Below are 24389 nucleotides of genomic sequence, written 5' to 3' on the forward strand. Positions count from 1 at the left end.
ATGACCACGATTGTCGACCCGGCGACCCCCGAGGTCGTCGGCTGGACGCGCGATGAGATGGCCGCTCGGGCGGCGCTGGAACTGTCCGAGGGACAGTACGTGAACCTGGGCATCGGGTTGCCTACGCTGATCCCGAACTACCTGCCGGCCGGTGTGACGGTCACCCTGCACAGCGAGAACGGCATCCTCGGAACGGGCGCCTATCCCACGGAGGACCAGGTCGACGCGGACCTGATCAACGCCGGCAAGGAGGCGGTGACCGTCAACCCCGGCGCCTCATTCTTCGATTCCGCGACCAGCTTCGGGATGATCCGCGGCGGCCGTATCGACGTCGCGGTACTCGGCGGCATGCAGGTCTCCACCACCGGCGACCTGGCGAACTGGATGGTCCCGGGAAAGATGGTCAAGGGCATGGGTGGTGCCATGGACCTGGTCCACGGCGCCGCCAGAGTGATCGTACTCATGGAGCACACCGACAAATCCGGCGCGCCGAAGATCGTGCCGGCCTGCACTTTACCGCTGACCGGGGCAGGCGTGGTACACCGCATCATCACCAACCTCGCTGTCATCGACGTCACCGACACAGGTCTCGTTCTGCGCGAATGCGCTCCCGGCGTGACCCAGACCCAAGTCCGTGCCGCCACCGCCGCCGCGATCGCGTGACCCCCGATTCGAGTCTTGAAAGTGGGCCTGATGCTCAATTTGTCTGTTTTGCTGGAAGATTCGGTCCGGCGATACCCGGACCGCGATGCACTCGTACTCCGCGAACAGCGACAGTCCTATGCAGAGCTGAATCGCCAAGCCAATAAGATCGCGAACCTGCTCGTGGCCCGCGGCGTCAAGCCGGGCGACAAGGTCGCGCTGTCCTGCCCGAACCTCATCGAGTTTCCCACGGTGTATTACGGGATCCTCAAGGCGGGCGCTGTCGTGGTGCCGCTCAACATCTTGCTCAAGGGCCGCGAGGTCGCCTACCACCTCAACGATTCCCAGGCGAGGGCCTACTTCTGCTTCGAGGGCGGCCCCGACCTGCCGATTGGCGAATACGGCCACGACGGCTTCCGCGATGCCCACGGTTGCACGGACATGTTCCTGCTCACCGCGGACCCGCACGCGCCCTCTCCGATCGCCGGCGTCGAGACAGCCGCCCAGGCCATCGCAGGGATGTCCGGTGAATTCGAGACGGTGGTGCGACAGCCCACCGACACCGCGGTGATCCTCTACACAAGTGGCACCACCGGACAGCCGAAGGGCGCGGAGCTCACCCACTCCAACATGGTGCTCAACGCGCTTTCGGCAAACCGTCTATTAGACAGCACGCCAACGCAACTCGATGTCTGTCTGGTCACGCTCCCCCTGTTCCACTCCTTCGGCCAGACCATCAGCATGAACTCCGCGCTCTGTGTGGGCTCGACCCTGGTGCTCATCCCGCGGTTCGAAGCCGCTGCCGCACTCGCCGTCATGGAGCGGGAGAACGTCACGGTTTTCGCCGGCGTGCCCACTATGTACTGGGCACTGCTCGGCGCGCTCGAAGGCCGCAACGCCGACGCGGACGTCGACAAGATCTCGCGGAACATGCGCAAGGCGATCTCCGGCGGCGCCGCGCTGCCGGTGGAGATACTCACTCAGTTCAAGACCAAGTTCGGCGTGCAGATCCTCGAGGGCTACGGGCTGTCCGAGACGTCCCCGCTGGCGCTGTTCAGCGACCCGGAACAAGACCCCCGCCCCGGCTCGATCGGATGCCCGGTCTGGGGCGTCGAGGCGCGGCTGGTGGACCAGAACTGGAACACGATCTCCGGCGAAGGCCAAGTGGGCGAGATCGCGCTGCGCGGGCACAACGTGATGAAGGGCTACTACAACCGGCCCGACGCGACCAACGAGGTGATCGACAACGGCTGGTTCCGCACCGGGGACCTGGCCCGCGTCGACGAGGACGGCTTCTACTACATCGTTGACCGTGCGAAGGACCTGATCGTGCGCGGCGGGTTCAATGTCTACCCCCGCGAGATCGAGGAGGTGCTGATGACCCACGCGTCCGTCTCGCTGGCAGCGGTGGTCGGACTGCCCGACGAGCGGCACGGCGAGGAGGTCAAGGCATTCGTCATCCTCGCGCCCTCGGCGCAGGTGACAGAGGACGAGCTGATCACCTGGTCGAAGGCACAGATGGCCAGCTACAAATACCCGCGCCGAATCGAATTCGTCGCGGCGCTACCGATGACAGCGACCGGAAAGATCCTCAAGCGCGAACTCGTCCGCGTTGAGGCTGCCCACTGATCCCGCACCACCCCACCGTTTCGGAGGAATGATGACCCAGAATGAAAACAGCTATCCCGTGGTGGAGGCGATGAAGGCCGGCGGCGGCTGGAATCCCCTCTGGGATGGGCTCAATGAGATGGACCCGGAGTGGACCGAGCTCTACATGAAGATGGCGATGCAGCCGTACCGGAGTGGAGTTCTCTCACGGAAGGTCATCCAACTGCTGTGCATCGCCGTCGACGCCGCCGCCACCCACATGTACGCGCCGGGCACCAGACGCCACATCCAGGCCGCCCTGGACATGGGGGTGACACCCCAGGAGATCCTCGAGGTGCTCAAACTGTGCACCGTCGTAGGAATCCACTCCTGCAACCTCGGCGTCCCGATACTCGTCGAGGAGATGGCCGCGCACGAACGCCGTCAGGCGGCCAGCTGAGAAACGATTGAGTGCCGCGGCGCGGCAGGGTCTTCCGGCTTCGAGGATTTACGAGAGCCGGCCATGGACGAGAGGAAATCGAGATGAAACTGCAAGGCAAGGTGGGGGTGGTGACGGGGGCGGCCCAAGGGCTGGGGAGAACCATCGCGGTGGCGATGGCCGAGGAAGGTGCGGACATCGTCGCGTGCGATATCCAGGAGGACAAGTTGGCCGACGTGGCGGGAGAAATCGAAGCACGCGGCCGGCAGTGCCTGCCCGTGAGCTGCGACGTCTCCGACAGTGCAGCGGTTCGAGAGATGTTCGCCCGAACCGCAGCCCGGTTCGGCTCCGTACACATCCTGGTCAACAACGCGGCTCGGGTACCGAACTCCCGTGCCGAGGAAGAGCGGCGCAACCGGCAATACGCACACCTGACCACGCCTACGCCGCGGCGGTCCCTCGGTATCACCAGCGACCTCACCGACGAGGACTGGCTCAAGTGGTGGGATGTCAACGTCCACGGAACCTTCTACTGCACGCGCGAAGCGTTGAAGTTCATGCAGGCGCAGCAGTACGGCCGGATCATCAACATCGCGTCGATCGCCGGCGTTTCCGCAGCCAGCACCCACAGCCCGGGATACTCCGCGAGCAAGGCGGCGGTCGCCAGCTTCACCAAGACCGTGGCACTCGATGTCGCCGGTGCCAACATCTGTGTCAACGCGATCGCCTGCGGGGCAGTGATGACACCATCGTTCGAGGAGTATCTCGCCCGAGCGACCGAACAGCAGAAAAATAGCCTGTACCAGATCATCCCGCTCGGCCGTCTCGGGCGCCCGGAAGAGTACGCCTCTCTCGCCGTCTACCTCGCCGAGGACTCTCACTACCTGGTGGGCCAGGTCATCAGCCCCAACGGCGGCGTGGTCATCTGACGGACGGTCCGCCTGATCTCGCAGGCGCAGAAGAAGTCCGGGTGATAGAGGTGGTTGAGTGCCGTACTCGTTTTTGCTGCGCTGAGGTTGGCGGTGTTCGTCGACCTCAACGGGTGCTGGGATATCGTCTACCTCGCCGCAGCGCTGGTGACGATCGTCGTCTTCTTCGTCCGAATACCCCTGGGAACCAACGAACACAGGTGCGGCACGGGCCGAACACACCCGGCATGTTCAGTCCGGAGTGAAGAACAGCTCCATCGACATGAAAATCCACGCCACCAACGCCACCACCGGCAGGAACGCGCACACCAACGGCAGGGCGAACTGGCGGGCGGCGCGCCAGGGAACCGTCATCAGTCCGCACGCCACCACCACAACGGCTGGTGATGCGGAACGTCCCCGTAGTGCTGCCACCGCAAAACCGCCGGCAGATAACAGAAAAACCACAGCAGCAGGCCCGCGATGACGCCCAAAGAAATCCGCCTGTCAGTGCTCGCTTCCCGCCTGCTCCGCTACCCAGGCGGCGATCTGAGCGCGGGAGGTGAAGCCGAGTTTGGCCAGGAGGTGCTCCACGTGGCCTTGTGCAGTGCGGGGTGAGATCACGAGTCGGGCCGCGATCGCCTTGTTGGTCAGTCCCTCGGCGATCAGGTCGGCGACCTGCCGCTCCCGCTTGGTCGCTTTCGCCGAGGTCCCGGTCGCCGAGGCAGGAGGGGCCGGAGGGGCCGGGGCGCGCTCGCCGAGGGCGAAGGCGATGGCTGCGTCGAGGCCCAGGCGTTTGCCCTCGCGGCGGGCCGCCTCGAGTCCTCGCTCGCCGAGTGCCCGGCGACTCGATCGCTCGCACTGTTCGTGGTAGGTGCGCAGGGTGGGGAACACGACCCCGACACTGCCGATAGAGTGCCCCAGCTCCTCGGCGGCCGCCACCAAGACGGTGGCACGGTGTGCGTCGTGCTCGTCGGCGGCGATCCAGCCCAGTGCGTCGAGGCAGGTGGCGACGGTGCGGGGATTGTTCACCTGGCGGGCCAGCCGCAGCGACTGCTCGAGCAGCCGAGCGGCCCGCACTGCGTCGCCCTGTTGCCACACGGCAATGCCCATGGCCGCCAGCGTGTACGCGCGATACATCGATTCACCGCGTGCTGTGGTGATGGTGAGCACCTGCTCGTAGCAATCGATGGCCTGGTCGATTTCGTCGAGGAGGTCGCGGGCCACGCCGAGCATGTATAGCGCCCCGACGTGCAGTGGGTGGCCCGTCCAGGTGGCGAATGTTTCGAGGGCGTGTTCCAGGTGCGAGGGTGCACGCCGAGGGTCCCCGCGCAGGAGTGCGAGTGTGCCATCGGAGTAAGCGACCAGGGCGTGGATCAGTGGGTCGGTCGACTGTTCGGCGAGCGTGCGCCCCTCCTCGACCAGTGCGGTCCCGTTCTCGAAGTCTTTCTGCATTGCGGCGAGCACGCTGTCGGCGTACAGCGCCTTGACCCTCTCGACGGTCGGTCGCCCGGGATCGTGGGCCAGGAGGCGGTCGAGGTGGTGCCGTCCCTCGCCGAACCAGCCCTGGGAGAGCCAGAACGGGAACAGGGCGGCGGCGATGCGCAGCCCGGTCTCGGGATTGTCCGTCGTGCAGAACTCGAGCACCTCCCGCAGATTCGATTCCTCCCGCCCGAGCCGGGCGATCCAGTCCAGCTGCCGCGAACTGATCCACTCGGTCTCCGCCGTGAGCGCCAACTGCTGGTACCAATCCCAGTGCCGCCCAAGCAGTTGCAGATATTCACCGCTCTGCTGCAGCTTCTCGCGCCCGTAGTCGCGCAGTGTCTCGAGCATCCGGAACCGGACCACTGTGCCGTGTTCTTCCCGGATCAGGATCGACTTGTCCACCAGTGAGGTCACCGTGTCGAGGAGCTCCTCCGGAACCAGGTCGCGACCACAAATCTGTTCGGCGGCATCGAGTTCGAAGCTGCCGGCGAACACCGACAGCCTCGACCACATCCGTTGCTCCCCCGGTGTGCACAGGTCGTAGCTCCAGTCGACACACAGCCGCAGAGTTTGTTGCCGGGACGGTGCGACCCGGCTGCCGCGCGTCAGCAGCGCGTACCGGTCGGTGAGCCGGTCCAGGATCTGCTCCGGCGACATGGCCCGCAGCCGGGCCGCCGCCAACTCGATCGGCAGCGGCAGCCCGTCCACGCGGTGGCAGATCCCGGCCACCGCGGTCTGGTTGTCCTCGGTCAGCTCGAACCCCGGGACGGCGGTGGCGGCGCGGTCGGCGAACAACGCCACCGCGTCGTAGCTGGGCAGTCCGGACAACGACGACTGCCGATCCGGGTCGGGCACCGTCAGCGGCGGTACGCGCAGCACCGCCTCCCCACCGATCCCGAGGGGTTCGCGGCTGGTCGTGAGAATCCGCAGGCCCGGGCAGGCTTGTAGCAGTGTTCCGGTCAGTTCGGCCACGGCGTCCACGACCTGCTCGCAGTTGTCGAGGACCAGCAGCAACTCCCGGGCGGCGAGGAACTGCAGGACCTCCTGCAACGGGGTCGCCGACCGGTCACGCAACCCGAGCGCCGCGGCCACCACATCGGTCAGCAACGACCCGTCGGACAGCTCGCCCAACTCCACCAGCCACACACCGTCGCCGAACGCTCGGTGCACGCTGTCTGCCGCCCTCACCGCCAGCCGCGTCTTACCGACACCGCCGATCCCGGTCAGTGTCACCAGATGCGAGACCGACAGCAATGCCTTGGCGTCGGCGAGTTCCCCCCGCCGTCCGACAAAACTGGTCAGCTCGACCGGCAGATTCCCGGCGGCGCCCCGAATGGCAGGCGAGGTCGGCGGGCGCTGCCCCACCGCGACGCGTGCGGATGAGGCTGGGGGAACCGAGGGGTCTTGCTGTGCGCCTGGTTCGGCATGCAGGGCCATCTCGTCGACGGGGAAGCCGTTGCCGAGCTGGATCCGCCGTAATTGGTCACCGAGTTCCGCAGCCGAGGGCCGGTCCAGCGGGTTTGCGGCCATTGCGCGTCCGATCGCCGCCGACACGTCGTTGTCGATGCCGTGTTCGCCCAGGCCCGGTACCGGCTCGGTGGTGATCCGCAGGAGCGGGGCCTGCTCCTGTTCGCCGCTTGGGCGCTCGGCGGCGGCGGGCCCGGTCAGGGCGCTGAACAAGACGGCACCGAGCCCGTAGATGTCCGACGCCGGGCTCGGTGGATCGCCCCGGAGCACCTCCGGGGCGATGTACGCCGGGGATCCGGTGCCGGTCCCGATGCTGCGGGAGATGTGCGCGATACCGAAGTCGCTCAGCGCCGGTCCGTCGTAGTCGGTGAGCAGAATGTTCGTCGGCTTGATATCGCGGTGCACGATCCCGAGTTGGTGCGCGGTCTGCACCACACCTGCTATTTTCACCCCCAGCTGCAGCGTCTCGTCCAGCGGGAGCGGGCCGTGCCGGCGGATCCGCGCCTCCAGCGAGTCCCGCGGGTGGTACTGCATCGCAATGTACGGCCGACTGGCCTCGGTCGCGCCGACCTGCAGGACGGTGACAATGTTCGGGTGCCCGCTCAACCGGCCCACAGCCCGCTGTTCCCGGAAGAACCGAGCCCGGTTCATCTCGTCCAGGTCGCGGGTGAGAACCTTCACCGCCACCAACCGGCCCAACTCGGCCTGAACGCACCGGTAAACGACACCGAAACCACCACGCCCGATCTCCTCGGCATCCTCGAACCCCGCCGCTGTCAGCTCCGCAGCGACCGCTGAGTCCACGCGGTGCTGCGTTGGGAGTCGATCATCATTTCCGGCCATCGGCCACCCAGCAATTCATCCGGTCCGCGACATCTTCACGGTCGAAACCGTGCGTACTCACCTCTCGAGGTGTGTCCTCAGGATATCGCTGCCCACACCCTGTCCCCCTGATCCTCGTATTCCATCAGCAAAACATCGTCGAGGCGCCCGCTGAACGACGCCTGGATGTGCCGGGTAGAAGCACCGCAGCCGCAATAGTCACTCGTCGAGGTGTGTCGACCGCGGCGACCTTGTACGGCCCCGCCGTGGGTAGGTCTACGACGCCAGGGTCTTGGCTTCTCGGCGGTGAACTCGTTTCTCGGTGAGCACGCTTTGAGCCCGGAGCTCTGCGAGCTGCTAGTCCGCCGGAAGTCGGGGGATGAGGGTGACGACCGCGGGAGACGTCGAATCCTGCGCTGCCTTCCATGCTTTCGGGCTGCACCCGAAGCGGTCTTTGAACCATCGCGAGAACGAACTGAGCGCGGAGAAACCGAGTTCACCGGAGATGTCGGTCAAGGATCGGGTCTGGCGGGCGACATAGCGTTGCGCCAGGTCGATCCGCACCGAATCGACCAGCGACGAGAACGTCTCGTCCGACCGGGCGAGGTGCCGGTGCAGCGTTCGCCGATCCATGCCGAGGCTGCGGGCGACATACGCGGCCGAGCACCTCTCGGTCGGCAGGAGCGACTCGATCATCGTTCGGACGCGATCAACGGTGGTCGTGTCCTCAGGCGGGACGAGGGCCTCCAGGTACTGCCGGGTGTACGGCCGCAGCAAAGGGTCGGACATCGCGTTGTCGGCATCGAGGTCGCGCGCGTAGACGACGATCCCGTTGAGTGTGTGCCCGAACTGGATTCGGGAGCCGAGGATACGGTGGTGTGTGCCGAGGACCGCCGGGGCGTCGTGCACGAAACACACCGTCAGCGGCTCCCAGTCGTCGTGGAGCAACTCCCGCAGGATCCGGCAGACCGAGGCGACGGCGATCTCGATGCCCTGCCGACCGAACGTGACACCCGGGGCAGTGTCGACCTGCACGGTGGCCAGCCCGTTCGCTTCGACCAGCCGGGCGCGCAGCGCCTCGTTGTGCAGATTGACATGCCGCAGAACCATGCCCAAGGCGCTGCGCACGTCCGGTTCCTCTCGCGCGATCAACCCCACCGGACCGAGGTTGGACATCCCTCGGGCCGCCGCCAGCCGAAGCCCGAAATCCTCGCACCGGGTTTCGGCGGCGGACAACTCGAACAGCCGCGACACCGAGTCGACGGACAGCCACCCGTCACCGGAACCGAGCGCGGCCGGATCGATCCCGACCGAGCGCATCACCGGGAGAGGGTCCTGCCCCAGTGTCAGCATGAGATCGACATAGCCGTTGAGCACGGCGTTCCGCACCAGATACTGCATCCTCACCCTGTCCCGAACAGTCAAGTCTCCTGACCCGTGAGGTCAATTGTAGTCGTTCTTGCTGGCTGAACTGGACCCGAACACCACCATCATCCGTTTCGACGTGCCCGGGTCGACGTCCCCGGAGCAGGCGGATCCTCGCCCTCGTGCGTGCGTGCCCTACCTGGTCGAGGCCGGCACGTGGTTCACCGCCGACGCGTCCGTCGCGGTATTCTCACCTCAACCGAACCTTCGGTTGGCTACCGTGGATAACGGCTCACCGATGCGGCGGAGTTCTGCACCTGGAAGGATTGCGCGCATGACTACGGCACGCCCCGCACGGAAGACCGGATCGCCCGGACGTCCCGGCTACGACCTCGACTCGCTGCTCGCCGTCGCTGTCAAGGTCTTCAACGACAAGGGTTACGACGGCACCAGCATGGAGGTGCTGGCCCAGCGCCTGGGAATCACGAAGTCGTCGATCTATCACCACGTGTCCGGGAAGTCGGAGCTCCTCGAACTGGCACTGTCGCGGGCGCTCAACGCCCTCTTCGCGGTCACCACCGAGGAGAAGGCCACAAGCGGCAGGTACATCGACCGTCTCGAATACCTCGTCCGCCGCAGCGTCGAGGTCCTCGCCGCCGAGCTTCCCTACGTGACGCTCCTGCTGCGCGTTCGCGGCAACACCGCGGTGGAGCGTCGCGCGCTCGCCCGCCGCCGCGAGTTCGACGCGTTCGTCAGCGATCTCGTCGTCGCGGCGGCGGAAGAGGGAGACCTGCGGCCAGGCATCGATCCCGCGCTCACCAGCCGGCTCGTGTTCGGCACGGTCAACTCGCTGATCGAGTGGTACCGTCCGCGCACCGGCGGGACGGTCGCCGACCTGGCGGACGCCGTCGTCGAGCTGACGTTCGACGGGCTGCGCCGCACCTGACCTGTCAGGCATTCCAGTCCGGCCTGCGCCCGAGGTACCGCAGGACCGGGGCCTCCCCGATCGCTACCCGGATCGATGAGACGATGACGAAGTGACCGACAGCGACAACCCTCGTGGAGCGCCGCGCAAATGGCGTGGCCGGGAGCCGGCCGACCGCCGCGCCGCGAGGCGTGCGGCACTGATCGAGGCCGGCCTGCAGATCATGGGAACCGAGGGAACGGCAGCGACGACGATGCGCGCGACCTGCCGACAGGCAGGCCTCACCGAGCGCTACTTCTACGAGAGTTTCGACAATCGCGAGGCGCTGCTCGTCGCACTCCTCGACCACGTCGTCCTGGGCGCGAGGGACACCCTGCTCAGGGCTCTCGAGACGGGTCCCGACGATCCGGGCGAACTCGTCCGCCACGTCGTGAAGGCGTTCACCGGCTACATCGCCCAGGACCGGCGGCGGGGACGCATCATGTTCGTCGAGTCGCAATCCGTGCCGGAATTGGCCCAGCGCGGCGAACAACTCGTCACCGAGTTCACCACTCCCATGACGGCGGCACTGACAATGCTGGGTGTCGACGGCGCACCCCGCGACGCCGTCAACACCCAGCTGAACGCGATTGCCCTGTTCGGGGCGATCGCCTTTCTGTACCAGCGCTGGCTCACCGGCAGCCCGAAGATCTCGCAGAAGCGGATCGTCGAGCACATCGCACTCACCATCGAGGCTCATGCGCCGGTGAACAGCACCCCCTAGACGTTCGCGGCGCGAACCAGCGGTCGCCGCATCGCTTCCAGGCCCGCGACGACCGCCACGGCGATCACCACGTGCATGACCGAGAGCGCGATGGTGCTGGCGGTGTCGAAGTCGGCCTGAATGGTCAGGGCGATCGTCGCGAGCGGCAGCAGGGCGCCGATCACTTCGGCCGGCCGGATGACGGCCACCCATTTCAGCGAGATCAGCGCGGCCAGTGTCATTCCGATCAGTATCGGAACGACCGTCAGGATGACGACACCGCCGGGCGCCACGCTGCTGGTCTTGCCGGCATCCGTCATCTCGAACGAACCGCCGGCAGCCAGTCCCAGCAGCCAGATCACCAGGTTGGGGACAAGCGCGCCGATCGTCGTCGCGGCGATCGCCCACGGGCGGCTCAGTTCGAGCGTCATCGGGTTGATCCGTGAGGTCGTGGTTGCAGAAATCGTGGTTCCGGTGCTGGACATGTTCGTTTCTCCCTGTCGAGTGGCTCGAAGTGCTACTGACCGATCCTGCAACCTCAACCATTGTTTGGGTCAAGGCTTGAAATCGAGGTCTTTTCGGTGAGACCCGAACAGGTAGACCCGGGCGGTACGCAAAACTCATCGCGGTCGGCCCCGGTCGGTCATCTGAGGGAAGATGGCGACTATGAACTCTGCCCCCACCACACCCTCCCGACCGCGGGGGCTCCGCAACCCCCTCCGCATACTCGCGCGCTGGCTCGGCACCCGCGAATGGGTGATGCGGATGGCGCCGATCATCATCTGGCTGGAGTCGCACCTGCGCGGGTGGACCGGCAACCGGGTGAGCCTGATCGGCATAGCCGGACTGCAGTCCGTGCAGGTGACGGTCCCGGGACGCAAGAGCGGCACCCCGCGCACGACGGCCCTTCTGTGCATTCCGTACGGGGACGGGTACATCGTCACCGGCTCGAATTGGGGACGTCCCGAGCATCCGACGTGGTCGGTCAATCTGCGTGCGGCGGACGAGGCCCAGGTGAAGGCCGGGTCGCACGAATCCCGGATGAGCGTCCGGATGGTCACCGGGGACGAACGCGAGAATCTCTGGAAACTGGTGGTCGACTACTGGCCCGGCTACCTCATGGAGCATCGACGGTCCGGCGGACGTGAGTTCCGGCTGTTCGTGCTCGAGCCCACGCGACCGACTACGGAGTTTCGCGAATCCTGAAGACCGGCTCCACGAAGCGTTCGACGGCGTGACGCTCGGCGGCCGCGTCGCCCAATGGCCAGGTCAACAGCGACAGGACGATGCGCACGATCCACCCCGCCGCCTCCTCGTCGGGCGCGATGCGGGTGAGCGAGATCGCCACCCGGCCGAGTTCGGGTGCGCGGGCCAGGTACTCGTCCGTACTTCTCGACCGTGACCCGGTGAACCACCGGGCCAGTGTCGGCTCGGCGCGGATCGCGGTCACCGACGCGAGTATCGCCTCGACGATCCGCTCCGAGTTCTCGAACGGTTCCAGCGACTGCTCGACGTGGTCCGCCACGGCTCCGGCGGCGCGGGACATCACGGCGTCGACGAGCGCCCGCTTGCCGCCGACGTAGCGATAGAACGTCGCGCGCGAGCACCCTGCCCGCGCGGCGACCTCGTCGACACCCACGCCGTCGATGCCCCGCTCGCGGATGAGGTCGGCCGCGGCGGCGTGAATCCGCTCGACGGCGAGCACCCGCCGGTTGCCGCCGGTCAACCAATCCGCGTGTTCCACCCGCTCCACCGTTCGACACGTCATTCTCACTTTGTCTCACCATGAGACGGATCTCCACACAATTCTAGAACATGTTCTTCAATTTGCATCCGTGATCAGCGACGATGTTTCCGGATCCACTCGTGGTGAGACATCGGGAAATTTGCGGCTGAACAGCGGCATCGCAGTCTTCTGGCCACCCTTGACAGCACCCTCCTTCGGCGCGAACTGTGATCATCTGTAACAGGTTCTCGTCAACAAGGAGTCCTCGATGGCCCACTCGCCGACCCACGGAATCGACATCTTCGATCCCGTCCATCTCGACGAACCGAACGAGCTCTACCGGATCCTCCGCGAACACTCCCCCGTCCACCGGGTCGCCGGCACCGACTTCTTTCTGGTGTCGACGTGGGATCTCGTGACCGAGGCGGCGAACCGCACCGACGTCTTCTCGTCGAACCTCACCGGTGTGCTGGTGCAGCAACCGTCGGGACCGCCCGCGACGTTCGACTTGGACGGCGGCGGTCAGGCCCTGCACGTGCTGGCCACCGCCGACGACCCGGCGCACCTGCACCACCGCACACTCGTGCTGACGACGCTCGGCCGCCGCATCCGCGCCCTTACCCCGACCGTGCACTCTCTCGTCGACACGCTGTGGGACGAGGGCCTCCGCGACGGGCAGATCGATTGGGCGTCCGCGATGGCGGACCGGCTGCCACTGGCGATGGTCGCACATCTCATCGGCCTGCCCGAGTCGGACGTACCCCAGCTACTGACGTGGGCCTACGACAGCACGGAGATGCTCGGCGGGGTCGTCGCCGCGGATCGCCTCGGCCCCCTCGTCACCTCCGCGGCCGAACTGGCCGGCTATCTACGGGCCGAACTCGTGCGCGCGAGGACCGACCCACGCGAGGATCTCCTGGGCGTCCTCGCGCACGCATGCAATGCCGGTGAACTGTACGAGGACGTGGCGACACTCGTCCTGGTCCAGCTGGTCGGCGCCGGCGGCGAATCGACCGCGGGGCTGATCGGGGGCGCCGCACGCCTCCTCGCCACCCGCCCCGGACTGCAGTCCCGGCTCCGGCAACAACCCGCACTCGTCGACGCGTTCCTCGACGAGGCACTTCGTCTCGAGTCCCCGTTCCGCGGGCATCACCGGCACGTGCTTGCCGACACCACGCTCGGCGGCGTCGAACTGCCCGCCGGTAGCCATCTACTCCTGCTGTGGGGTGCGGCCAACCGGGATCCGGCCGTGTTCGAGCGTCCGGACGAGATAGTGCTCGACCGGCCGCACATCCGTTCGCATCTCGCATTCGGCAAGGGCGTCCACTTCTGTGTCGGATCGGCGCTCGCCCGCATGGAAGCGCTCGCCGCGACCACCGCATTGCTCGCGCGCACCGACAGCTTCTCCCTCGCCGCCGACGCCGAGCCACGGTGGGTCCCCAGCCTGTTCGTGCGGCGCCACAGCGCGCTCCCGCTCCGACTCGAGCAGATGACACGCAGTGATTGACATTGACGTCAATATCAACACATACTGTGACCGTGACCACAAGCGAGGCTCAGGAGCGGGCGCGGTCGGCGCGGAAAGACAACGACGGTCCCCGCCGCCGCGAACTCCTCCGGGCCGCGAGCGCCTGCTTCGCCGAACTCGGTTACGACCGGACGACCGTCGAGGTGATCACCACCCGGGCCGAAGTGTCGCGGGCAACGTTCTACGCCTACTTCTCGTCGAAGGACGAGGTGTTCCACGCCGTCGCCGCCGACGTGTGCGAGGAATTCCTCGAGTCGCAGCACGTGGAAGGACCGGCGAGCGAGGACCTGCGAGAGGTGCTGCGCACCACCACGAAAGCGTTCGTGGAAGCCGTGTACGCCAACGGACGCGTCCTCGAACTGATCAGGCACCGCGCCCGGCTCGACCCCGAGGTCGGCCGGAGCTGGACCACCGTGCAGACCCGGCTCATCCGCCGCTACACCCGGTTCATCGAGCGCATCATCGCCACGTGCGACGTCACGCCGTGCGCCCCACCCGCCCGCATCGCGCAGACCCTTGCCGACGCCCAGCTCGCGGGTGCCGCCCGGCTGGTCGATGCGACCGCCCGCGAACAACGCCGGTACACCGCCGACCTGACCGCCATCTCCGAAAGACTCATCGGCTTCGCCTAGCAACGACAATCCGCACAGAATCGGGAGTTCGGTATGCCCACTTCGCCTTCGAGTGACCCCGCTGCACTGGAATCGGCCCTCGCCGAGATACGCGAACTCCAGGACGCCGCGTGGCCACCGCAGGTACCGCGGACAGTCGAGTACCCGATCGAGGGCCGCACCGTGATCGACTACCTGCGGCACTGGGCGACGGAACGACCGCAGACCGTCGCGATCGACTTCTACGGTCGTGCCATCACCTACGCCGAACTCGACGAACTCTCCGACCGCTTCGCCGGCTGGCTCCTCCAGCGGGGTGCGTCCGCCGGCGACCGCGTCGGCGTCCACCTCACCAACTGTCCGCAGTTCCATGTCGCGATGCTCGGGATCCTGAAGATCGGCGCCGTCCACGTCCCGATCAATCCGCTGTTCCGGGAGCACGAACTCGCGTACGAACTCGACGACGCTTGCGTGGAGGTCCTGCTGACGCAGGATTCGTTCGCGGCCATGGTCGACTCCGTGCGCGACCAGACCGCGTTGCGGCACGTCGCGATCACCGCCCTGTCGGACCTGCTGCCCGCCGAACCCAGCGTCGCACCGCCGTTCCCCCTCACCTCCGCGCCCACCGACTGGGCGGAGATCGTGAACTGCGCACGCGCCGAGCCTATTCCGATGGACCCCGATGCGTTGGCGGCACTGAACTACACCGGAGGCACCACCGGGATGCCGAAGGGCTGCGAACACACGCAGGCGCACATGGTCTACACCGCCGCCACCGCGACACTGGCCGGCGGCAGGCAGGTGGGCGAGGCTCCCCCGGTGGTCCTCGGGTTCCTGCCCATCTTCTGGATCGCCGGCGAGGACTTCGGCATCCTGTATCCGCTGATCAACGGCGGCACCGTCGTGCTCCTCAACCGCTGGGACCCGGACGCCGCGGCGACCCTCGTCGACAGTCGTGGGGTGACATCGATGGTCGGGACGGTCGACAACTATGTCGAACTGATGGATTTGCCCGGCTTCACCGAACGTGATTTCTCCACGCTGGACAACGCGATGGCCGTGTCGTTCGTGCTCAAGCTCGACCCCGCGATTCGCGGCCGCTGGCGCGACGCCACCGGGCACGTGCTGCGGGAGGCCAGCTACGGGATGACGGAGACGCACACCGCCGACACCATCACACTCGGTTTCCAGACCGACGACGAAGACCTGCTCAGCGAACCCGTGTTCTGCGGACTTCCGGTTCCGGGCACCGACGTGCTGATCGTCGACGAGGCCGGGGCGCCCGTGCCGGTGGGGCAAGCCGGACAGATCGTCGTGCGCAGTCCGTCGCTGCTCACCGGTTACTACGGCAAACCCGACGCCACCGCTGCCGCGCTCCGCGACGGGTGGCTCCAGACCGGCGACGTCGGCAAGCTAAACGATAAAGGCGCACTGCACTATCTGGCGCGCAACAAGGAAATGATCAAGACCAACGGAATGAGCGTGTTCCCCTCCGAGGTCGAGGCACTGCTCATGCTGCACCCCGACATCCAGTCGGCCGCGGTGGTGCCGAAGCCCGATCCGGGCAAAGGCCAGGTGCCGTTCGCGTTCGTTCAGCTCCTGCCCGACCGTGAGATCTCGGGCGAGGAACTGCGAGAGTGGGCCGCCCGGAACATGGCCACGTACAAGGTGCCCACCGTCGAGGTGATCGACGCACTACCCATGACGGCGACCGGGAAGGTCCGCAAAGCCGACCTGTTCGCCCTGGCCGAGGAGTACAAGTGACCCTGCTGGTCGCCAATCGTGGCGAGATCGCGCTCCGCATCATCCGCACCGCCGAGGAGATGTCGGTCGACACCGTCGCCGTCTACGCGGAGGACGACGCGGACAGCCCCCACGTGCGCGCGGCAACCGAAGCGGTCGCGCTCCGCGGTTCCGGCCCCTCCGCCTACCTGGATCCTCGGGCCATTCTCGACGCGGCTGCCGAGTTCGGTTCCACGGCAGTGCATCCCGGATACGGATTCCTCAGCGAGAACGCCGCTTTCGCACGCGCCTGCGCCGAGGCCGGACTGGCCTTCGTCGGTCCGAGCCCCGACGTGCTCGACATCTTCGGCGACAAGTCGTCGGCGCGTGAGGCCGCGGTGGCCGCGAAGGTGCCGGTGCTCGCCGCGACCAACGGTCCCACCGACCTGGACGGCGTCCGCGCGTTCTTCGCGGAACACCCGGGCGGCATCATGATCAAGGCGCTCGCGGGCGGCGGCGGTCGCGGCATCCGTGCCGTCCGCAGCTCGGACCGGATCGAGGAGGAGTACCGGCTGTGCGCGTCCGAGGCGCAACTCGGATTCGGCAACCCCGCACTGTTCGCCGAGGCACTCCTCGACGGCGCCCGGCACATCGAGGTGCAGGTGGTGGCGGCCCCTCAGGCGGGCGTGACGCGGGCCCTGGCCGTCGGTGACCGCGACTGCAGCGTGCAGCGCCGACACCAGAAACTCGTCGAGATCGCCCCCGCGCAGGGGCTCGACCCGGGACTGCGCAGCGAACTGCACGAGGCCGCGGCCCGGCTGTGCGCCAGTGTCGGGTACCGGGGACTCGCCACCGTCGAATTCCTGGTGTCCAGGGATGGTTTCGTGTTCCTGGAGGTCAATCCCCGAATCCAGGTGGAGCACACGGTCACCGAGGAGGTGACGGGGATCGACCTCGTCGCCGCGCAGATCGACATCGCCCGGGGTGCGGACTACGCGGATCTGTCGCTGCCCGAGGGCGTCAGCGCCGTGGGGCTCGACACGTCGGGCACCACCGCTGCCGCGCGCGGAATCGCCGTCCAGGCCCGCGTCAACATGGAGACGATGCGCCCCGACGGTCAGGCCGTTCCCGCCGCGGGCACCTTGTCCGTCTTCTCGCCGCCGACGGGACCGGGTGTGCGCGTCGACACCTACGGCCGGCCCGGACTGTCGCCGAGCCCGCGGTACGACTCGCTCCTCGCGAAGGTGATCGTGCATTCGCGGGGCCCGTCGTTCTCGGCCGCGGTGCGCAAGGCGGATGCGGCTCTCGCCGAGTTCGTCGTCGAGGGCGTCCCCACCAATATCGGCTTCCTCCGGGCGATTCTGGCGGATCCCGGCTTCGCCGACGGCGTCGTCGGCACCGACCATCTGACTGAGCGGATGAGCGCGCTCGTCGACGCCGCGCACGTGCACCAACCGGCGGAGGTGGCGTCGGAAACACTCGAGTTGCGGGCGGGTGAGGACGTGCTGCGCGCCCACATGGCCGGGACGGTCGTGGAGGCGGCCGGCGACGGTGCAACGGTGGAGTCGGGTGCCCAGCTCGTGGTGCTCGAGGCCATGAAGATGCAGCACGTGATCGCCGCGCCCGCCGGTGCGGTGGTCGAGCGGAATCTCGTGTCGCCCGGGCAGAACGTCAACGCCGGCGACCCGCTGGTCGTGATCCGCCGCACGGGATCGGAGGCCGGCGACGTCGCCGACAGCGCAACCGATCTGGATCGTGAGCGCGCGGACCTGGCGGAGATCCGGCAGCGGCACGAGGTGACCCTCGACGCCGCCCGGCCCACCGCGATCGCGAAACGCACGAAACTCGGGAGGCGCAGCGCACGCGCCAACATCGACGATCTGGTCGACCCCGGCAGCTTCGTCGAATACGGACCGCTCGTCCTGGCCGCGCAGCGCAGCCGCCGATCCGAGCAGGACCTGATCGAGAACACCCCCGCCGACGGTCTCGTCGCCGGGCTCGCCACCGTCAACGGTGACGTGTTCGGTTCGCGCGACGCCCAGGCGGTCGTGCTGTCGTACGACTACACGGTGCTCGCCGGAACCCAGGGCATGCGGAACCACGCGAAGACTGACCGGGTGATCGAACTCGCCGGCCGCAAGCAGGTTCCGGTGGTCTTGTTCGCCGAGGGCGGCGGCGGACGGCCGGGCGACACCGATGCCGGCCCGGCAGCAGGGTTGGACCTGCACACCTTCCGGTCGCTGGCGGCCTTGAACGGGAAAGTTCCGCTGGTGTCAGTGGTCTCCGGGCGCTGCTTCGCGGGGAACGCCGCCCTCGCCGGAGTCTGCGACGTCCTCATCGCCACCCCCGACGCGAACATCGGCATGGGCGGCCCGGCGATGGTGGAGGGCGGCGGACTGGGTGTGTACCGGCCGGAGGACATCGGGCCCGTCGACGTGCAGCGGCGCAACGGCGTCATCGATCTGCTCGCCCGCGACGAGGCGCACGCCGTCGAACTGGCCAGGAAGTACCTGTCGTACTTCCAGGGCGCGCTTGCCGACTGGGAGGCCCCCGACGAGCGGCTCGCACGCCACGTCGTCCCGGAGAACCGGTTGCGCGCCTACGACGTTCGCAGTGCCGTGGAATCCATCGCCGATGTGGGCTCTGTCCTCGAACTACGCCGCGACCACGGCGTCGGCATCGTCACCGCGCTGATCCGGGTGGAAGGGGCGCCGTACGGGCTGGTCGCGAACAGCAGCCACCACCTCGGCGGCGCGATCGACGCGGTCGCGGCAGACAAGATGGCCCGCTTCCTGGAGCTGTGCGAATCGTTCGGTCTGCCCGTCGTCTCGCTGTGCGACACACCGGGATTCATGGTCGGCCCCGACTCGGAGAAGGAGGCCACGGTTCGCCGGTTCGGCAAGCTGTTCGTCGCGGGCGCGCGAATGACCGTGCCGTACGGGACCATCATCCTGCGCAAGGGGTACGGCCTCGGCGCGATGGCCATGGCGGGCGGCTCCTTCCACGCGTCCGAGTTCACGGTTGCCTGGCCGACCGGCGAGATCGGGGCCATGGGGTTGGAGGGCGCGGTGCGGCTCGGATTCCGGAAGGAACTCGAGGCCATCGACGACCCCGCCGAGCGCGACACCGCGTTCGCGCAACTCGTCGACGCCGCCTACCAGCACGGGAAGGCCTTGAACGCGGCGACGATCTTCGAACTCGACGACGTGATCGACCCGGCCGACTCCCGTGCCTGGATCGTGCGCCTCCGGCACCCGTGAGTACTTATTAACCGCGGGACGTTAATAAGTACTCACAGGGGCGACGCCCACGACGGCCCGGCCGGAGTAGGTGCCTGCGCGCACCTGGTCGATCACCGAGACGACGTCGGCGATCGTAACCTCGTGGGTGATCGACTCGAGCCGGGACGGCGCGAGGTCGGACGCCAGACGGCCCCACAGGCGGCGGCGCTGCTCGATCGGGTACTGCACCGAATCGATGCCGAGCAGGCTGACCCCGCGCAGGATGAACGGCAGGACCGTGGTCTCCAACTTCGGTCCGCCGGTCAGCCCACTCGCCGCGACCGCGCCCCCGTACTCGATGGTGCTGAGCACGTGGGCGAGGGTGGCGCCGCCGACGCAGTCGACGGCGGCGGCCCACTGGGCCTTGCCGAGCGGACGCGGTTTCGTGTCGGGCTCCGGGAGGCGGCCGATCACCTTGCTTGCGCCCAGTTCGGTGAGCAGTTCCGCCTTCTCCGGCTTTCCGCTCGACGCGACGACCTCGAAGCCCGCCGCGGACAGCAGGTCGACGGCGACGGTGCCGACGCCGCCACTCGCACCGGTCACGAGCACCGGACCGTTGCCCGGCTCGACTCCGCGGGACAGCAGCGCCTCCACGCTCATCGCGGCCGTGAAACCGGCGGTCCCGATCGCGGCAGCGGTGCGGGTGGACATGCCGTCGAGTTTCACCACCCAGTCGGCCGGGACGCGGGCGAACTGCGCGTACCCGCCGTGACGGGCGGTGCCGATGTCGTAACCGTGCGCGACGACCGTGTCACCGACGGAGAACTCCGGGGACTGCGACTCGACGACCGTGCCTGCCACGTCGATGCCGGGCACGATGGGGTACTCGCGGACCACTCCACCCTTCGGTGTCAGCGCCAGGGCGTCCTTGAAGTTCACGCTGGAGTACTCGACCTGGATGGTGACCTCGCCCTGCGGCAGGAACGACTCGTCGACCGTCTCCTGGGAGAGGCCGATGGCGCCCTCGTTCTCGCGAGCGATCCAGGCGGTGAATTCCTTCATCAGCTTGCTCTCCTGACCTCGGGGGTGCGTCGAGACCATCATGCGACAGCCGTGTCCCGCAGACGAGGCCGGGGCGACGATCCCCGGATCAGAACCGCAAGAGCACCTTGCTCGACGAGGACGCATCCCTGGCTGACGCGAAGGCGGTGAGCGCATCGGCGACGTCGTACTCCGCCGTGATGATCGGATCCACCGCGAGGGAGCCGTCGGCGAGGGCGGCCACCACCTCGTCGATCTCGTCGTTGAACCGGAACGAGCCGACCAGATCGAGTTCCCTGGTGATCGCGATCGACACGGGTACCGGCTGATCCCCCGAGGGAAGCAGACCGACCATCACGACGCGGCCACCGCGGGCCGTCCCGTGGATCGCCGATGCCAGACCGCGATGGTTGCCGGAGCATTCGATGGTGACGTCCGCTTCCACCGCCGCGACTGCGTCGGCATCGGCGGCGGTGAGCGTCGCGTCCGCACCCACGGCACGCGCGATCCTCAGCGGGTACTCGTGCATGTCCACCGCGGTGATCTTCCCGGCGCCCGCCCGCTTCAGCACTGCCACGACGAGCGCGCCGATGGGTCCGGCACCGATGACGAGGACCGACCGGTCCTTCACCTCCCCTGCCCGCGCGACCGCGTGCCACGCCACGCTCGCCGGCTCGGCCAGTGACGCCAGACGAAGATCGAGACCGTCGGGAAGGACCCGGAGCATGCGGGCCGGGACGGCGACGTGGCTGACGAACAACCCGTCCGCGTGCGGGAAATGTGCCGCGCTGCCCAGGTACGTGCATCCGGGCGAGATGTTGGGGCGATCGGCCGGATATTTCGCGCTGTCGCCGCCGGGGGTCGCGGGATGGATGGTGACGGGGGTGCCTGCGCCGGGACCGCTTCCGTCTTTCGCGCCGATCAGGACGGTTCCCGACGCCTCGTGTCCGAGCCGCATCGGTGCGCGAAGGATCGATTCGCCGGCGGCGCCGTGCTGCCAGTAGTGGAGGTCGGATCCGCAGATCCCGCCGTAGGCTATGCGGATCACCGCTTCGTCCGGTTTCGGTGCGGCGATCGGCACCTCCTCCACGCGCAGGTCCTGCGCACCGTGGGCGACGACCGCCTGCGCGTGCGTAGGAACCTCGGTGGCGTGTGAAGCGGTGGTCGGGCTGGTGTTCATCGGTGAAGTCCAGTTCTGTCGGAGGTCGGAGCCTGTCATCTGGTGACGGGTTCCGCGGTGGTGAGGAGCCCGAGTTCGTCCCGGCGCGGCATGCCCTCCCAGTCGCCGGACACGGTGCACGCGAACGCCCCGACCGTCACAGCGGTTCTCAGGCGGTCGGCGGGTGCCTCACCGGCCAGTCGTTCCGCGAGGTAGCCGGCGACGAAACCGTCTCCGGCCCCGACGGAGTCGACCACGCTCACCGGCACCGCGGGCAGGGAGTACGTCTCTCCGTCGACCATCGCGAGGCATCCCTGGTCGCCCAGCTTCAGGATGCTTTCGCGTGGTCCGAGGTCGCGGACTCGGGCGACGAGTTCGGCGGGGGTGCCCTCGCCCACCGCGATCGCAGCCTCGTCCTCACCTGCGAAGACGATGTCCGACAACGCGATCAGCTCACGGAAGACGGGGGCCGCGTCGTCCGGCGACCACAGCGCGCGGCGATAGTTGAGATCGAACGACACCGGAATGCCCAGTGCGCGCGCCCGTTCGACGCAGTGCAGGGTGGTCTTCCTGGCGGTGTCGGACAGGGCAGGGGTGATGCCGGTGACGTGCAGCAGGGACGCCGACTCGAGGTGGTCGTCCGCGATGTCCGACATCGTGAGCCGCGACCCCGCGCTGCCGGTCCGGTAATACCAGACGCGGGTGGCGGTGGCGGTTCGCCGCTCCTTCACCATCAGTCCGGTCGGAGCATCCGGATCGCGGATGACGTCGGCGGTGATTCCCTCGGCCCGGAGTTCCCGTTCGATCAGGTCACCCAAACTGTCCTGGCCGACGCGCCCGATCCAGGTGACGTCGACGCCGAGTCGCCGCAGCGCGATCGCGAAGTTCGATTCGGCGCCGCCGATTCCCAGGTGGAGCGTGGCGGTGTGGGCGAGCGGTCCGGTGTCCACCGCCCTGGTGAGGGCCATCGTCTCGCCGAATGTCAGCACCGTCATCACGCGACCTCCAGTTCGGCGACGACGTCGCCGAGGCGCCGGCATCGTTCGGCCAGCTGCCCGAGGTCGCCGCCGCGGAGTGCGTCCCCGATCAGCGGTCCGCCGAGGCTGACCGCCGCCGCTCCGGCCGCGAACCACGCGGGGACGTCCTCGATGCCCACCCCACCCGAGGGAACCACCTGGATGTCGGGGAAGGGGCCGCGCAGGTGCCCGATGTACTCCGGCCCGACCACCGACGCCGGGAACAGCTTCACGGCAGTCGCACCCGCGTCCCATCCGTTCCACAGTTCGGTCGGGGTGAATCCGCCGGGGTAGATCGGAACTCCGGCACGGACGGCCGTGGCGATGACGTCGAGGTTGGTCGTCGGCGTCACGAGGAAGTCGGCACCCACGTCGAGGGCGGCGCGGGCCTGGTCGACGGTGGTGACCGTCCCGACCCCGATCTCGACGCCGTCGGGTGCGGTGCGCCGGATGCTGCTCAGGGACTCGAGGGTGCCGGGCGTGCTCATCGTCAGCTCGACGGCGCGCACCCCGTTCTCGGCGAGGACGGTCACCACGGGGGCATACCGGTCGGCGTGCGCGGCGCGCAGCACCGCGATGACGGGGGCGATCATGCCGCCGTCACCTCCCGGTCGGTGGAGTTGGCGGCCAGCGTGAGGTCGCGGTCGCGGGTTTCCGGTGCCATCGTCGAGGCGATCAGAACGGTCACGGCCATCACGATCATGTAGACGGCCACGGGGATCCACGAGCCGGAGAAGGCCGTGACGAGGGCCGCGCAGATCAGTGGTGCGACACCGCCCCCGAAGATCGAGGCGAATTCACGGCCGAGAGTGACGCCGGCGTAGCGGTAGCGGGAGCCGAAGATTTCCGGGAAGTAGCTCATGGTGACGCCGACGGCGCCCTGGCAGGCCAGGATGAAGCCGACGATCATCGCCATCGTGATCAGCAGGTGTGAGCCGGTGTTCAGGGCCAGGAAGGTCGGCACCGGCAGGATGATCAGGGCGATCACGATCGAGATGTAGACCGGCTTGCGGCCCACCCGGTCGGACAGACGCCCGAACCCGTATGCCGCGATGCCGCCGCAGATGGCCCCGACCAGCAGCACCTTGGGAATGAACGTGGGGTCGACGTGCACGTCGTTCTTGAGGTACGACGCCATGAACACCTGGTACGTGTACGACTGCGCGCTGATGCCGATGGTCATGAACATGACGATGAACAGCGGCTTCTTGCCGTTCGCGAAGATCTCCTTCACCGGCGTCTTCGGAACCTGGTGCTGCTCCTTGAGTTCCTGGAACACCGGGCTCTCGTTGAGCTTGCGACGAATGACGAACGCGGCGACCGTGACGAACAGACTGCTGATGAAGACGAGACGCCAGCCCCAGGACATGAGCTGCTCTTCCGGCAGGAGCTGCGCGGCGATCCACGCGACTGCGCCGAGCGCCGTGCCCAGTGCGGCTCCCGTCATCACCAGGGCGGCGAGCCTACCTCGCCTGCCTATCTGCGCCGTCTCCGTCAGAAGGGTTGCACCGCCGGACTGTTCGGCTCCCGCTCCGAACCCCTGGAAGAATCGGCACGCGACGAGGAGAGCGGGTGCGAGCAGCCCGACCTGACTGTAGGTGGGCAGCAGGCCGATACCCAGTGTCGCGCCGCCCATCAGCATCAGCGTCGCGACGAGCACCCACTTGCGGCCGAGACGCTCTCCGTACCGCGAGAAGAACAGGCCGCCGAGCGGCCGGGCGAGAAACCCGACGGCGTAGGCGCTGAAGCTCGCGAGGATGCCCGCCGCGGGCGAGATGTTCGGGAAGAACAGGGTGTTGAAGATCAGCGCCGAAGCGGTGCCGTAGATGACGAAGTCGTACTGCTCGAGCGTGGTGCCGATGAGCCCCGCCCACGCCGCCCGGCGGACCGCGGACGGGTCTGTCTGAGGTGTACCGCCACCGCGGCCGGGAGTTTTCGGGTTCACCGTGGGGTCGAGTGTAGTGTCCATGGATTCCTCCATTG

At 67.7% G+C, this 24389-nt stretch carries 21 protein-coding genes; 11 read left to right on the top strand and 10 right to left on the bottom strand.

The window, feature by feature from the left end; translation table 11 throughout:
- The 4 genes from AC1D1G_RS03420 to AC1D1G_RS03435 all read left to right on the top strand — a co-directional run bounded on the left by AC1D1G_RS03420 (position 1) and on the right by AC1D1G_RS03435 (position 3597).
- The gene (locus tag AC1D1G_RS03420) at positions 1 to 663 is read left to right on the top strand and encodes a 3-oxoacid CoA-transferase subunit B (RefSeq protein ID WP_283332023.1); all 663 of its coding nucleotides are present in this window, start codon (positions 1 to 3) and stop codon (positions 661 to 663) included.
- A gap of 30 nt (positions 664 to 693) precedes the next feature.
- Positions 694 to 2271 carry a long-chain-fatty-acid--CoA ligase gene (locus AC1D1G_RS03425; RefSeq protein ID WP_283332024.1) on the top strand — a complete coding sequence of 526 codons (1578 nt, stop codon included), beginning with the start codon at positions 694 to 696 and terminating at the stop codon, positions 2269 to 2271.
- Between the two features lie 31 nt (positions 2272 to 2302).
- A complete protein-coding gene (locus tag AC1D1G_RS03430) occupies positions 2303 to 2689 on the top strand; it encodes a carboxymuconolactone decarboxylase family protein (RefSeq protein WP_283332025.1) in 387 nt (128 codons plus the stop codon).
- A gap of 83 nt (positions 2690 to 2772) precedes the next feature.
- A complete protein-coding gene (locus AC1D1G_RS03435; protein WP_477951154.1) occupies positions 2773 to 3597 on the top strand; it encodes an SDR family NAD(P)-dependent oxidoreductase in 825 nt (274 codons plus the stop codon).
- Between the two features lie 231 nt (positions 3598 to 3828).
- On the opposite strand, the gene AC1D1G_RS03440 is transcribed toward AC1D1G_RS03435, so the two are convergent.
- The 3 genes from AC1D1G_RS03440 to AC1D1G_RS03450 form a co-directional block, all read right to left on the bottom strand.
- Positions 3829 to 3951 carry a hypothetical protein gene (locus AC1D1G_RS03440; RefSeq protein WP_477951156.1) on the bottom strand — a complete coding sequence of 41 codons (123 nt, stop codon included), beginning with the start codon at positions 3949 to 3951 and terminating at the stop codon, positions 3829 to 3831.
- Positions 3952 to 4083: 132 nt separating this feature from the next.
- A complete protein-coding gene (locus tag AC1D1G_RS03445) occupies positions 4084 to 7371 on the bottom strand; it encodes a protein kinase domain-containing protein (protein WP_477951158.1) in 3288 nt (1095 codons plus the stop codon).
- A 336-nt stretch (positions 7372 to 7707) separates the two neighbouring features.
- Positions 7708 to 8775 (bottom strand): AraC family transcriptional regulator, encoded by a 1068-nt coding sequence (locus AC1D1G_RS03450; protein ID WP_477951160.1) that lies wholly within the window; start codon positions 8773 to 8775, stop codon positions 7708 to 7710.
- Between the two features lie 274 nt (positions 8776 to 9049).
- On the opposite strand from AC1D1G_RS03450, the gene AC1D1G_RS03455 reads away from it, so the two are divergent.
- Both AC1D1G_RS03455 and AC1D1G_RS03460 read left to right on the top strand, forming a co-directional pair.
- Positions 9050 to 9661, top strand: a complete 612-nt coding sequence (locus AC1D1G_RS03455; RefSeq protein WP_005250938.1) for a TetR/AcrR family transcriptional regulator — start codon at positions 9050 to 9052, stop codon at positions 9659 to 9661.
- A gap of 91 nt (positions 9662 to 9752) precedes the next feature.
- Positions 9753 to 10403 (top strand): TetR/AcrR family transcriptional regulator, encoded by a 651-nt coding sequence (locus tag AC1D1G_RS03460; RefSeq protein ID WP_477951163.1) that lies wholly within the window; start codon positions 9753 to 9755, stop codon positions 10401 to 10403.
- Here AC1D1G_RS03460 and AC1D1G_RS03465 read toward each other — a convergent pair.
- Entirely contained in the window at positions 10400 to 10867 is a 468-nt protein-coding gene (locus AC1D1G_RS03465) for a DUF6069 family protein (RefSeq protein ID WP_477951165.1), read from the bottom strand. The genes AC1D1G_RS03460 and AC1D1G_RS03465 overlap by 4 nt on opposite strands.
- Positions 10868 to 11048: 181 nt before the next feature.
- On the opposite strand from AC1D1G_RS03465, the gene AC1D1G_RS03470 reads away from it, so the two are divergent.
- Positions 11049 to 11588 (top strand): nitroreductase family deazaflavin-dependent oxidoreductase, encoded by a 540-nt coding sequence (locus tag AC1D1G_RS03470; RefSeq protein WP_283332063.1) that lies wholly within the window; start codon positions 11049 to 11051, stop codon positions 11586 to 11588.
- Here AC1D1G_RS03470 and AC1D1G_RS03475 read toward each other — a convergent pair.
- Complete coding sequence (locus AC1D1G_RS03475; RefSeq protein WP_283332301.1) at positions 11566 to 12126, bottom strand: TetR/AcrR family transcriptional regulator; 561 nt, start codon at positions 12124 to 12126, stop codon at positions 11566 to 11568. The two genes, AC1D1G_RS03470 and AC1D1G_RS03475, sit on opposite strands and share 23 nt — an antisense overlap.
- A gap of 250 nt (positions 12127 to 12376) precedes the next feature.
- Between AC1D1G_RS03475 and AC1D1G_RS03480 the strand changes: the two genes are divergently transcribed.
- Genes AC1D1G_RS03480 through AC1D1G_RS03495 form a run of 4 tightly spaced genes read left to right on the top strand, consistent with a single transcriptional unit; the run spans position 12377 to position 19229 of the window.
- Entirely contained in the window at positions 12377 to 13615 is a 1239-nt protein-coding gene (locus AC1D1G_RS03480; protein ID WP_477951168.1) for a cytochrome P450, read from the top strand.
- Between the two features lie 26 nt (positions 13616 to 13641).
- Entirely contained in the window at positions 13642 to 14268 is a 627-nt protein-coding gene (locus tag AC1D1G_RS03485) for a TetR/AcrR family transcriptional regulator (protein ID WP_025433299.1), read from the top strand.
- Positions 14269 to 14301: 33 nt separating this feature from the next.
- Positions 14302 to 16011: an AMP-binding protein gene (locus AC1D1G_RS03490; protein ID WP_477951171.1), complete on the top strand. Its 1710-nt coding sequence runs from the start codon at positions 14302 to 14304 to the stop codon at positions 16009 to 16011.
- Positions 16008 to 19229 carry an acetyl-CoA carboxylase family protein gene (locus AC1D1G_RS03495; protein WP_477951173.1) on the top strand — a complete coding sequence of 1074 codons (3222 nt, stop codon included), beginning with the start codon at positions 16008 to 16010 and terminating at the stop codon, positions 19227 to 19229. The genes AC1D1G_RS03490 and AC1D1G_RS03495 overlap by 4 nt, the downstream gene beginning before the upstream one ends.
- A 21-nt stretch (positions 19230 to 19250) precedes the next feature.
- Here AC1D1G_RS03495 and AC1D1G_RS03500 read toward each other — a convergent pair whose 3' ends face one another.
- The 5 genes from AC1D1G_RS03500 to AC1D1G_RS03520 all read right to left on the bottom strand — a co-directional run bounded on the left by AC1D1G_RS03500 (position 19251) and on the right by AC1D1G_RS03520 (position 24375).
- Complete coding sequence (locus AC1D1G_RS03500; protein ID WP_477951175.1) at positions 19251 to 20252, bottom strand: MDR family oxidoreductase; 1002 nt, start codon at positions 20250 to 20252, stop codon at positions 19251 to 19253.
- 88 nt (positions 20253 to 20340) lie between these two features.
- Complete coding sequence (locus AC1D1G_RS03505) at positions 20341 to 21411, bottom strand: L-idonate 5-dehydrogenase (RefSeq protein WP_477951177.1); 1071 nt, start codon at positions 21409 to 21411, stop codon at positions 20341 to 20343.
- A gap of 35 nt (positions 21412 to 21446) precedes the next feature.
- On the bottom strand, positions 21447 to 22385 hold the full coding sequence (locus AC1D1G_RS03510) for a sugar kinase (protein WP_283332070.1): 939 nt from the start codon (positions 22383 to 22385) through the stop codon (positions 21447 to 21449).
- Positions 22385 to 22999, bottom strand: a complete 615-nt coding sequence (locus AC1D1G_RS03515) for a bifunctional 4-hydroxy-2-oxoglutarate aldolase/2-dehydro-3-deoxy-phosphogluconate aldolase (RefSeq protein WP_477951180.1) — start codon at positions 22997 to 22999, stop codon at positions 22385 to 22387. The genes AC1D1G_RS03510 and AC1D1G_RS03515 overlap by 1 nt, the downstream gene beginning before the upstream one ends.
- On the bottom strand, positions 22996 to 24375 hold the full coding sequence (locus AC1D1G_RS03520) for an MFS transporter (RefSeq protein ID WP_280781293.1): 1380 nt from the start codon (positions 24373 to 24375) through the stop codon (positions 22996 to 22998). Before AC1D1G_RS03520 ends, AC1D1G_RS03515 begins: the two co-directional genes overlap by 4 nt.
- Between the last annotated feature and the right edge of the window lie 14 nt (positions 24376 to 24389).

The sequence above is a fragment of the Rhodococcus sp. P3_B8 genome (genome assembly GCF_056402775.1).